The sequence below is a fragment of the Corynebacterium lipophiloflavum DSM 44291 genome (assembly GCF_000159635.1).
Lineage (GTDB): Bacteria > Actinomycetota > Actinomycetes > Mycobacteriales > Mycobacteriaceae > Corynebacterium > Corynebacterium lipophiloflavum.
This window is the reverse complement of sequence record NZ_GG667191.1, coordinates 366,055-377,222: the sequence shown is the minus strand read 5'-3', so window position 1 is coordinate 377,222 and position 11,168 is coordinate 366,055. Positions and strand designations below refer to the sequence as shown.

12 protein-coding genes are annotated in these 11,168 nt (G+C 66.7%); 3 read left to right on the top strand and 9 right to left on the bottom strand.

The genetic code is table 11. The annotated features are described in order from the left end of the window. The 6 genes from HMPREF0298_RS01870 to HMPREF0298_RS01845 all read right to left on the bottom strand — a co-directional run. On the bottom strand, positions 1-500 hold a 500-nt coding region (locus tag HMPREF0298_RS01870; protein WP_006839393.1), incomplete at its 3' end, for a thiamine pyrophosphate-binding protein. A gap of 12 nt (positions 501-512) precedes the next feature. Beyond that, on the bottom strand, positions 513-968 hold the full coding sequence (locus tag HMPREF0298_RS11505; RefSeq protein ID WP_006839392.1) for a hypothetical protein: 456 nt from the start codon (positions 966-968) through the stop codon (positions 513-515). A gap of 99 nt (positions 969-1,067) precedes the next feature. Continuing rightward, positions 1,068-2,012, bottom strand: a complete 945-nt coding sequence (locus HMPREF0298_RS01860; protein ID WP_006839391.1) for an o-succinylbenzoate synthase — start codon at positions 2,010-2,012, stop codon at positions 1,068-1,070. Beyond that, entirely contained in the window at positions 2,009-2,266 is a 258-nt protein-coding gene (locus HMPREF0298_RS01855) for a FeoC-like transcriptional regulator (RefSeq protein ID WP_006839390.1), read from the bottom strand. Before HMPREF0298_RS01855 ends, HMPREF0298_RS01860 begins: the two co-directional genes overlap by 4 nt. Then, positions 2,267-4,195 carry a ferrous iron transport protein B gene (gene feoB, locus HMPREF0298_RS01850; protein ID WP_050758249.1) on the bottom strand — a complete coding sequence of 643 codons (1,929 nt, stop codon included), beginning with the start codon at positions 4,193-4,195 and terminating at the stop codon, positions 2,267-2,269. A gap of 5 nt (positions 4,196-4,200) precedes the next feature. Beyond that, positions 4,201-4,434 carry a FeoA family protein gene (locus tag HMPREF0298_RS01845; protein ID WP_006839387.1) on the bottom strand — a complete coding sequence of 78 codons (234 nt, stop codon included), beginning with the start codon at positions 4,432-4,434 and terminating at the stop codon, positions 4,201-4,203. Positions 4,435-4,792: 358 nt separating this feature from the next. Between HMPREF0298_RS01845 and HMPREF0298_RS01840 the strand changes: the two genes are divergently transcribed. Beyond that, entirely contained in the window at positions 4,793-5,719 is a 927-nt protein-coding gene (locus HMPREF0298_RS01840; protein ID WP_006839386.1) for a 1,4-dihydroxy-2-naphthoyl-CoA synthase, read from the top strand. A gap of 112 nt (positions 5,720-5,831) precedes the next feature. Then, positions 5,832-6,956, top strand: a complete 1,125-nt coding sequence (gene menE / locus HMPREF0298_RS01835; protein WP_006839385.1) for an o-succinylbenzoate--CoA ligase — start codon at positions 5,832-5,834, stop codon at positions 6,954-6,956. Here menE and HMPREF0298_RS01830 read toward each other — a convergent pair. Together HMPREF0298_RS01830 and HMPREF0298_RS12650 are read right to left on the bottom strand one after the other, a co-directional pair. Continuing rightward, the gene (locus HMPREF0298_RS01830; protein WP_006839384.1) at positions 6,940-8,196 is read right to left on the bottom strand and encodes a phytoene desaturase family protein; all 1,257 of its coding nucleotides are present in this window, start codon (positions 8,194-8,196) and stop codon (positions 6,940-6,942) included. The two genes, menE and HMPREF0298_RS01830, sit on opposite strands and share 17 nt — an antisense overlap. Continuing rightward, positions 8,186-8,671, bottom strand: a complete 486-nt coding sequence (locus HMPREF0298_RS12650) for a hypothetical protein (protein WP_245527426.1) — start codon at positions 8,669-8,671, stop codon at positions 8,186-8,188. The genes HMPREF0298_RS01830 and HMPREF0298_RS12650 overlap by 11 nt, the downstream gene beginning before the upstream one ends. Before the next feature lie 429 nt (positions 8,672-9,100). On the opposite strand from HMPREF0298_RS12650, the gene HMPREF0298_RS01820 reads away from it, so the two are divergent. After that, the gene (locus HMPREF0298_RS01820; RefSeq protein WP_050758247.1) at positions 9,101-10,027 is read left to right on the top strand and encodes a 1,4-dihydroxy-2-naphthoate polyprenyltransferase; all 927 of its coding nucleotides are present in this window, start codon (positions 9,101-9,103) and stop codon (positions 10,025-10,027) included. Here the strand turns inward: HMPREF0298_RS01820 and HMPREF0298_RS01815 are convergent. Continuing rightward, entirely contained in the window at positions 10,024-11,109 is a 1,086-nt protein-coding gene (locus tag HMPREF0298_RS01815; protein WP_245527425.1) for an HNH endonuclease signature motif containing protein, read from the bottom strand. The genes HMPREF0298_RS01820 and HMPREF0298_RS01815 overlap by 4 nt on opposite strands. Between the last annotated feature and the right edge of the window lie 59 nt (positions 11,110-11,168).

Genomic DNA, 11,168 nt, shown 5'->3' with positions numbered 1-11,168 from the left:
CGCGGCGTGCCGTGCGCGGCGGGCAGCTCGGCGGGCACGAGCGGGGTGTCCAGGGCCACGTTGATGTGCACCTGGTCCGGCTCGAAGGAGATCTCCGACTCAAGCGAGGAAACCTGCTGGGTGGCGGCGTAGCGTCCGAAGATCCCCTCCTGCCAGATCGTCTGCGACGCGCCCGTGCCCAGCAACCGTGCCGGGCGGTCGGCACTGATCACGGCCAGCGGGGTGTGCGACATGTGCGCCTCCACCAGCGCCGGGTACACGTTGGCGACGGCGGTGCCGGAGGTCATGACCACTCCCACGTGACGACGCTGCACCCGCGCCATCCCGAGTGCGGTAAAGGCGGCCGCGCGCTCGTCGATACGCACGTGCACGCGAATGTCGCCGCGCGCGAGCAAGGCGTAAGCCAGCGGCGAGTTTCGCGACCCGGGGCTCAACACAACGTCTGTGACGTGGCGCGCGAGCTTATCGACGACAAAGGTGGCCAGTTCCATCGAATCCATTGCGCGACCCACTTATCCGTTGAGCAGGCTGTCGAGCAGCCCGCCGACCTCGTTGCGAATCTCCGGCGCCAGCTCAGTGGGCAGCGCGGTAGGCAATTCGGTGGGCAACTCGGTGGGGAGCTGAGTCGGGATCGCGGGAAGGCGAGTCGTGGTGGTCGTCGCGGTGGTCGTCGCCGTGGACGTTTCGGTGACCGTAACCGGCGGCTGGTTCGCTTCCTCGACGGCGCTGCGCCACAGCACCATAAATAGCACGGCCGCGGCGGTGGCCAAAGCGGCGATGATGCCCAGCGCAATCGCGGCAGTGCTGGAGCCGGAGCTGGAGCGCTCAGGCTCCGGCTCGTAGTAGATGGGCTCCTCCCACTGCGGCGGGGCCGAATACTCGGGTTGCGCCGGGAAATGCTGCTGGGGCCGGCGCGGTTGCCGGTCAAACTGGCGCGTTTCGTCCTCGAAGGGGTCCCTGGAATTCATGCACCTTAGATTAGCGCGCCGCGCTACAAACCCCGCAGCTAGAACACCGCGGCAGTTAGCGCACTGACCGCCGGAAGATACGATGGATGCACCCCGCGCCTACAGGTGGGCAAAGGTTTCCGACAGCCTGCGGATCCACCACTCGCGGCGCTCGGGCCGGGCGCGCAGTGCCTGCACGCGCTGCGGATCGGGGATAACTGGGCGGATTGCCATTTTGCCGTCAACAAGCTCGAACGGCTCGGCGACGTCCTCGACGAACAGCCTCTGCGTGGCCAGCCCCGCGGCACGCGAACTAGCCAGCTTGGCGGCAACCAGCCCCGCACCGACCCCGACGGCGGTGTCCAAGGCGCTGGCCACGGTCAGGTCGAGGCCGAGTTCAGCGCCGATGCGCAGCAGCCTGCGAACACCGCCAAGCGGAGCGACCTTGACCACCGCCACATCCGCGGCGCGCAGCTGAGCGACGAGGTAGGGGTCGTCCGCGCGCCGGATCGACTCGTCGGCGGCGATGGGGGTATCAACCCTCACGCGCACCTCGGCGAGCTCCCCAACAGTCGCGCAGGGCTGCTCGATGTACTCGAGCTCGCCCAGCACGCGTGCGGCCTCGACCGCTTCTGCGACACTCCAGCCGCGGTTCGCGTCCACCCGCAGCGTCGCGTCCGGGCGCAGGCGGCGTACTTCGTTGACGCGCGCGAGGTCGTCGTCAAGCGACTGACCCTTCTCCGCGACCTTGATCTTGAAGGTTCGTACGCCAGGGAAGCGTTCGAGGACAGCCTCGACTTCTCCCGGTGCCACGGCCGGGACTGTGCCGTTGACCTCGACGTTGCCGTCCGCGGGCGGCAGGCCCTCGAACGCCGCCTCGAGCCCGGCGCGCAGCCAGCTGGCGGACTCTTTCGGGCCGTACTCCACAAAGGGCGAGAACTCACCCCAGCCCGCGGGGCCGTCGATAAGCAGGGCCTCGCGCGTATCGACGCCCCGAAAACGCACCGCCATCGGCAAAGCGACCACGTGGCAGCGTTCGATGATGTCGTCGAGGGTGGGGATCATGTGCCCAGTCTACGGCTGAGCACCAGCGCAACCGGGCCCTTTTGGATCGAGCACGCTCCGTTGGAGGAGCAGGTCCCGCAGCCGTCGGTGGGGCAGGCCGAATTCAACCCCTCGCGGCGCAGCTGGCCCATCGCCTCGAGCCGTTCGATCACGGCGTCGACGGTCGTGCGCTCCAGCCGGGTGCGGCGCGCGATGTCGTCCCGGCCAAGCGCGCCATCGTTGATTGCGGCTATCACCGCGGACATCGGACCCATCTACAGCACCACCTTGAGCAGGTTAAACGTCAGCACGGCCAGCACCCAGGCAATGGAGAGCTGGGCAGCGAGCCCGAACATCGTCCACTTCAGGCCAATTTCCCGCCGCTGCGCGGCCAGCGTGGCCACGCACGGCGTGTACGCGAGCAGGAAGATCATGAACGCCCACACCGCGGGTACCGGGTGCCCGCCCGAGGACTCGGCGAAGTCCTCGCGGATGCGCTGCGCCAGCGCGGAGGCGCCCTGCTCCTGCGGGGCGCTCGAGGAGGGGTCGTCGAGGGAGTAGGTCTGCGCCCAGCTGGAGATCACCGCCTCCTTGGCCACGAACCCCGTCATCAGCGGCCCGGTCAGCGACCACGAGCCGAATCCGGCCGGTTCGAAGACTGGCACCAGTATCTCGGCGGCCGCTGCGTAGACGGAATCCTCGGGCGCGACCTCGCCGAACTTCTCGCCCGGCTGCGCGGGGGTGGACTGCAGAGCCCAAACGAAAACGACGGTGGCGACGATAATTTTGCCGGCGGTCTCGAGGAACCCGCGCAGGCGCGCCCACATCACCGACAGCGCGATGCGCGGCACCGGCCACTGGTACGTCGGCAGGTCGATGACCAACGGCGCCGATCCCATGGTGCGCCACAGGGTGGCGCGCATCGCCAGGCCGGTGAGCACGACGAGCGCGATGGAGATGACGTACATCACAAACACCACGGTTCCCGCATTCTCAGGAAAGAACGTGGCGGCCAGCATGACGTAGACGGTCAGGCGCGCGGAACACGAGGTAAACGGCACAAGCAGGGCCGTCATCCTGCGCTGGCGTTCGTCGCCCAGCACGCGCGTCGCCGAGATCGCGGGGACGTTGCAGCCGAAGCCGACGATCAGGGGGATGAAGGCCTTTCCCGGCAGGCCGATGGTGCGCATCAGGCGGTCGGCGACGACGGCGGCGCGGGCCATGTAGCCCGAATCCTCCAAAACCGCCAGGCACAGAAACATCAGCGCCATGAGCGGCATGAACGTCAGCACCATGCCGACGCCGCCGATGAGGCCGTCGATGATAAAGCCCCGCAGCCAGGCGACGTCGGGCAGCACAGCCTGCGCGAGCGAGGCCACCGGGCCCGCGAAGAAGGAGTCGAGCGCGTCCTGCAGCGGCGCCGCCACGGTGGTGGTGATCTGGAAAACGCACCACATGGCAAGCAAGAAAAACAGGGGCCCGCCGACGGGGTGCAGGGCGACGCGGTCCACGCGCTCACTGAGCGTCGCGCGCGGTTCGTCGCGCACGGTAGCAGCCGCGACGGCGCGGTCGACCCAGGCGAAGCGGGCGTCGGCACGCTCGAGCTCGTTGTCGCCCTCGACCTCGCGCGCGGCAGCGGGCGCGGCCTCCAACTCGCGGACGACTACCTCGGCCAACCCATGAACGTCGCGCTTGCGCGGATCCACGCCGACCACGGGCAACCCCAGCTCGGACGCCAGCTTATCGACTTCATACTCAACGCCCTGGGCCGCCGCGACGTCCGTTTTGGTCAGCACGATCACCACCCGCATCGGGTACTCCGCCACCTGGGCGGCGAGGTAGAGCCCGCGCGCGATATTGGACGCATCCACGGCGACAAGGACCAGGTCGGGGCGCTCTTCGGCGGGGCGGGAGACCAAAAGCTCGCGGGTGAGCTCCTCGTCGGGGCTGACCGGGTCAAGCGAGTAAGTGCCGGGCAGGTCGCACACCGCGTAATTGCGCCACACCCCGCGGGCGACCTCGACGGAGGTGCCGGGCCAGTTGCCCATCCTTACTTTTAAGCCGGTCAGGGCGTTGAACAGCGTCGTCTTGCCGGCATTCGGCGCCCCGACGAGCGCGATCACGGGTGCTCCTTCCGCTCCCGCGACTACGGTTGCGCCCTCGCAGCGGCACGACGGAGCCGCCGCCACATCCTTGTGTGCCATGGAAGTTACGCGGCGCTCACACCGATGGAACGCAGCGCCTGGACACCGAGGGCGTACCGCGCCGAACCGACGCGGACGACGCGGCCGCCACCGGAGGTTTTCTGCACCACGGTCACGCTCGCACCGGGGCGCATGCCGAGCTCGCGGAGGCGCTGACTGGTCGAGGCGTCTAACGTGTGCTCGTCGATGACGGCCTGAGCGCCAACGGGGACGTCGATAAGCGCAGTGAACGATTGCATGGCGGTGACGTTACTCCCCTGGAAATAAGGTAAGCAGTACCTTACCGGGAATTTGGCCACATTTTCGTTCCGTAATTCCCTCGGGGCCGTTCGTGAGGTGCGAGAGTTAGCTGCGACGCGCGGTGGGTGCGTCAGTGGGCTCCTCCTCCAGACCGGGCACAGGCGACTGCGCATTTTGGACCGCGCGATGTAGCGTGTCGGATTGGTAAAACGCCTGGTCACGAACAAGCCGCATACACAAACCGCGCGGTGTAAACCACGCGGTCGGCCCCGGGGTGTGTAACCAACCAGCGCGAGAAAACCAACGCACTACACAACGCGGAGGGAGGCAATCCCCCAACCGAGTAAGTTCTAGGCCATGAACTACTCCACAGACCAGCCTTTCGACCCCTCCCAGTGGGATCAGGTCGCAGACTTCGACTTCACCGACATCACCTACCACCGCCACAACGGGGGCGGGCGCGAAAACGGCATCGTGCGCATCGCGTTTGACCGGCCCGAGGTGCGCAACGCGTTTCGCCCCCACACCGTCGACGAGCTCTACCGCGCGCTCGACCATGCCCGGCGCGACCCGAGCGTGGGAACGGTGCTGCTCACCGGCAACGGGCCGTCGCCACTCGATGGCGGCTGGGCGTTTTGCTCGGGCGGCGACCAACGCATTCGCGGCCGCTCCGGCTACCAGTACGCGAACGATTCCGGCGAGGTCGACGCCGCCCGCGCCAAGGCCGAGGGCGGCAGGCTGCACATCCTGGAGGTGCAGCGGTTGATCCGCACCATGCCCAAGGTCGTCATCGCGGTGGTCGGTGGCTGGGCGGCCGGCGGCGGGCACTCTCTGCACGTGGTCTGCGATTTGACCATCGCCTCGCGCCAAGAGGCCCGCTTCAAGCAGACGGATGCGGACGTCGGCTCCTTCGACGCCGGCTACGGCTCGGCCTACCTGGCGAAGATGGTGGGCCAGAAATTCGCCCGCGAGATCTTCTTCCTCGGCCGCACCTACAGCGCCGAGGAGATGCAGCGGATGGGCGCGGTCAACATCGTCGCCGACCACGCAGATCTCGAAGAGGAAGCGATTGCAGCCGCGCGCGAGATCAATACCAAGTCCCCCACCGCGCAGCGCATGCTGAAGTTCGCCTTCAACCTGACCGACGACGGCCTGATGGGCCAGCAGGTGTTCGCCGGCGAGGCCACCCGCCTGGCGTACATGACCGACGAGGCCGTGGAGGGCCGCGATTCGTTTCTGCAGAAGCGGGCGCCGAACTGGGACGAGTTTCCGTACTACTACTAAGTGCGGGCAGCCCAGTGGTCCGGCTGCGACCCGGACGTCGGCGCCACGCAGTTCCCCGGGGTATCACCAATAACAATCCGCGCAGGGTTTTCCCCCGGCTAGAATCACGTGCGTGCACCGCCTCGAAATCCTCCCTGTCGACCCGCGCGAACCGTTGGCTATTCTCGACGACCTCGAGGCTGCGCTCGCCGGTCGCCGCAGCCTTCTGCCGGTGCCTATCGACGACCCGGCGCGCGCGAACCTGCTGCGCAATACCCAGGGCGTTGGCGAGCCCATCGACGAGGACATTGCGCTGGTCGTCTCCACGTCCGGCTCCACCGGCACCCCGAAGGGCGCGCAGCTCAGCGCTGCGAACCTGGTGTGCAGCGCAGACGCCACGCATCAGTTTCTCGGCGGCCAGGGCCAGTGGCTGCTGGCAATGCCGGCGAGCTACATCGCCGGCCTGCAGGTCCTGGTGCGCAGCCTCGTCGCGGGCGTCGAGCCGGAGTTTGTGGACCTTTCCCAGGGGTTTCGCGTCGCAGACTTCGCCGCCCGCGCCCGGGCGCTGGCATCCACCGGTGAGCGTTGCTACACCTCGTTGACGCCGATGCAAACTGCCAAAGCCCTGTCCACCCTCGAGGGCATCGAGGCCCTGCGCCTGTTTAGCGCGGTACTCGTCGGCGGCGCCGCAACCAACCCCACGCTGCTGCGCAGTGCCCGCGACCTGCGGATAAACGTTGTCACCACCTACGGCTCGTCCGAGACCTCCGGCGGTTGCGTCTATGACGGCCGGCCGCTGCCCGGGGCGAGGGTTCGCATCACGGACGGCCGTATTCTGCTCGGCGGACCGACGATCGCGCGCGGCTATCGCAACCTCCCCGGCCACGAGGCGTTCGCCGAGCCCGGCTGGTTCGCCACCTCGGACGCGGGCTTGCTTGTCGACGGCCTCCTCACCGTCTCCGGCCGCCTCGACAACGTCATCGACTCAGGCGGGTTAAAACTTCACCCCGAGGTGCTGGAGAACTTCATGCTCCGCATCCCCGGAGTGACCGCGGCCTGCGTCGTTGGGGTCCCGGACGACCGGCTCGGCCAGCGCATCTGCGCCGCGTACACCGGCTCCGCCGAGCTGGCCACGCTCATGGACGCGTTCGAGGAGTTACCCCGCTGGCAGGTGCCCAAGGAGGTCAAGGTGGTGCCCGGTTTGCCGCTTCTCGGTCCCGGGAAGGTCGACCGCGAAGCCGTCACCGGGCTCTTCTAAGCGCGGCCTGCGCCGCCCACACGCCGGCCATGCCGTGCACCCCGGCTCCCGGCGCCGTCGACCCGCTGGCCAAAAAGACGCCACCCGCGACGTGGTGGGGGTGGCGAAATACCATTTGGCGCACGCTCATTTCCCCACCGGCGATGTCCTCGATATACCCCGTGACGTGGGTGTCTGCGACGCAGTCCCGGAACCCGGGCGCGAAGCGCTCGATCTGGCGCGCGATGTGGCCCGTGACGTCACCGGTGTAGCCACGTGGAACGTGGGCATAGGTCCACAGGCTCGTTCCGCGCGAGGGGTCGGCGACGTACTGCTGGCACACCATGACGAACGGCCGGTTCGGCATGAGACCACGCGCCACCTGCTTTTCCGCGTGGGCGATTTCCGCTGCGGTGCCCCCGACGTGCACGGTGCCGGCCTGCCCGACGCGCGGGTCTCGCCACGGCACGGGGTTGCGCAGCAGCCAGTCGACCTTGAACACTCCGGGGCCTGGGTGCAGCGGTCGAGCCCCGAAGCGCCGCGCTTCGCGCGCCGACATGTTGAGCACCACCGCGTCGGCTTCTGGTAGCGTCTCAACCTCCGTGCCGGTGCGGATTTTCACCCCGGCGTCGCGCGCCTGCGCGGCCAGGTTTTCGGCCACGACCTGGGCCCCGCCGCGCGCCACGGGCCACCCGTTCGCGTGCGCGAGCGCACCGAACAACACCCCGAACGCCGCAGTCAGCGGGCGCGTCGGCGAGCTCATCGAGTGCACCGCGTTGCCCACGAGCAGCGCTTTCGCCTCCTCGGTGTGAAACAGGAGGTTGCCCAGCGTGGTCGCCGGCAACGCTGCGCGCACCCCGAAGCGCAGCATCGCCGCCGGATGCGGCGGAACGCGCAGCATGGTGGGCCCGAGGATGTTGGCCAGGTGCTTGTCGATCTCCCGCGCCACAGGAAGGTGCAGCGCGTTCCAGGTCTCCTGGTCGCGCCCGAGGGCGTCGATAAGCGCCGTGCTTCTCGCCAGCGGGTGAGCGACCGGCCGCGGCGCGCGCACCCAATCAGCCTCGAGGGTCTGTGCGGCAAACGGGAACGTGGCGGCGCCGAGATCGCTGATCGTGCCCGGGAAAAGGCTGGCCGAGCGGCATTTCCCTCCGATGGTGTCCTCGCGCTCGAACACTTCGACGCTCCAACCGGCGCGAGCGAGCCGGAGCGCGGCCGCGAGTCCGTTGATCCCGGCGCCGACAACGACGGCTTTAGGGCTCATGCAGGAGCTTCTCGATGTCGTCACGCGTGTACGTCGCCTCTATCTGCTTGTCGTTGCCCCCGCCGCCCAGGTTCTTGCGCACCAGCGCGGTGCGCTGCGAACCCGGAACGATGGAAAACTCCCGGGGGTGCGGAAAGACCTGGCGCACCTTGTGGCCGGAGCGCAGCGCGCAGGCATTGAGCCACACGTCGTCCGCCTTCGGGGCGCACTCGAGGAAACTGGTTCCCTGGTTGGCCACATACTCAACCATCGACGGCGGGTACGCCACCCCGGACACGCCGGTGGCGAAGTGCCGGTGCGACGGCGCGGTGGTAAAGACCCGTTTCCAGCGCCTGTACGTGTCCAACTCGTCGCCATCGAAGGCGATCTCGTGCGCCCTGTACGCGACAACCAGGTGCGGATTGGCGTCAGAGGCGTTGAGAAGTTTCTGGGCGAACCAGCGCGGGTACATCATGTCGTCATCGACCGTGATCACGCGAGTGTCGGTCCCACTGAACTGGGCAAAAGTGCCAAGATACTTCGTGTGTGGACCAAAAGCACCGTCCGAGCAACGTACCTGAAGTCCCCGATCAACCAAACCCCGCAGCCCATCCGGCCAGTCCGACTCGAAGTCGGCGCGATCCAGCCAGAGAAACACTGGAAGCAGCTGCGTGCCCATCAGGAGCGACGCAATCGAAGCCACAGAAGTAGACATGCGATTGCCGTGAGTAGTCATGGATATGACGGTGGAGCCCTCTTGAGGGAACGACAACGACGTAGCCTGAGCCGCGAGCTCTAGCCTCGGCGCACGCACAAAAGCGCCCAGCGAAATTAACGCTTGGCGGGCTGCGTAGTCGATCCACATGACGGCCAACCTTAGTCGCAATCGGTGCCTGCGGCGCTGTCGGCGGGCATGATGGAAGCCATGACCACTGACTCCTATTCCGCGACCGCGCGGGACTTTTACGACGCCGCACGGCCCCATACCTGGGCAAATGCGTTTGCCCCCGTGATCGCTGGAACCGGCGCCGCCGCCTTTTTCGGCAGCGCGCACCTCGGTCGTGCCGCGTTGGCGCTGATCGTGTCGTGGGCACTGATTGTCGGCGTCAATTACGCCAACGACTACTCCGACGGCATCCGCGGAACTGACGACGAGCGCACCGGGCCGACCCGACTGACCGCTTCCGGCCTGGCCGCCCCTGAACACGTGAAGGCCGCCGCATTCATTGCGTTCTTTGTCGCAGCCGTTGCCGGGATCATCCTCGCGCTCATGTCTGCGTGGTGGCTGATTGTCCTCGGCGCAGTTTGCATCGCCGCGGCGTGGTTTTACACAGGCGGCAGCAATCCCTACGGCTACCAGGGTCTGGGCGAGATCGCGGTGTTCATCTTCTTCGGCCTCGTTGCCGTCATGGGTACCGAGTTCAGCCAAGCCGGGCGAGTGAGCGTGGTGGGTTTCCTCTGCGCGGTGGCGGTGGGTTCCATCTCCGCGGCCGTCAACCTCGCGAACAACATCCGCGATATCCCCACGGACACCGTGGCCAGGAAAAACACGCTTGCAGTGAGGCTTGGCGACGCTAAGTCGCGCCGTCTTTTCGCCGCGTTGACCATGCTCCCCTTCGCCCTGACGATTGTCCTCGCTTTCATGTACCTGCCCACGCTCGCAGCCCTGCTCGCCCTGCCTCTCGCGCTGGAGTCGGTGTTGAAGGTGGTGCGTGGCGCGCAGGGGCCTGCCCTGATTCCTGTTCTCGGTCTCAACGGCAAGGCAATGCTTGTTTGGTCCGTGGCCACGGCCATTGCGCTCTTTGTCGGAGGCAGCATGTGGAACGGGGGCATCTACTATCCTCTCGCCTAGTCGTTGAAGTCACTGCCCCTGGGGTGACCGATCCTGTTTTCCGCGGCTTCCAGCACCACGGGCCCGGTAAAGGGAGTGGACTTTTCCGGCAGCCCTCCCCCGTGGGACACGAATCTGCGCCCACCGCGGAAACGGAACTCTATTGTTCGCCCGTTTGTGGTGATATGGGCCAGGCCGTTGGTCACCCGCGAGTGGCACGCGGAACACAGCGGGATCAAATTTTCCAGGTTCGTTTCTCCCCCATTTGCCCATTCTTTGATGTGGTGCACTTGGAGGAACCTCGTGTGATTGCACCCCGGCATCGCGCACTCGTACCCCCACACCGCCAGCAGGGCGCGGAACTGGGCGTTGTTGACGAAACGCGACTGCCGGCCGAGATGGAGCGTCAGACCGTTCTTGTCCAGCATCTGCAAACGCACAAGCGCATTATCGACGTAGGATTCCAGCACCTTCGACGGTGCCGCGACGTTGCCGGGAAGCCATGCGCGGCCGTTCGTGGTCATCATGATGTTCACGTGCGCGCCAGGTGTGCGAAGCTCACTCACGGGATTCGACCTGACCATGTGGACCATCGCGAGCAGGGCCGCGTACATGTCGTCCATTGTTGGTGGACCGACGCGCGAAAAAGCGCCCGTGAAGTGCTCCGAGATGTTGCGCGGGCGTTCGGGCGGGCACTCGGTAGCTGGGTGCGCTTCCGGCTGTCGCCGGTGGCGTTCGAGTTCGGCGTCGATGGCTTCCTCGTCGTCTTCATCGTCAAGGGTGTCGAGGCCGTAGTGGGCGAGTTGCGCAATTTTCAACGCGGCCATGTACGCCGCCCCATCGGCCGCGTTGAGCCTGGCAGAGACGACCACGTCACCGTTGTCGTCGATGCGCACGTCGTGATGATATTTGGGCCCTTCGGCCTGATCTTCCTGCTTTTCGACGCCCGCAAGCGCACGCTTTAACTCAGCAAAGCAAAGCTTCTCGGCCAACTTCACCAGGTCTGCCTCCGTTTCGGGTGTGAGGTAGCGGAGGAGATACCTGACCGTCGAATAGCTCAAGACGCCAGCACGAAAAGATGCGGTGAGCAGCGGAAACTCCATGAGTTTTCGCGCAACGCTGACATACTCGAAGGCCGTAGACACCCCGATGCGGATTTCGC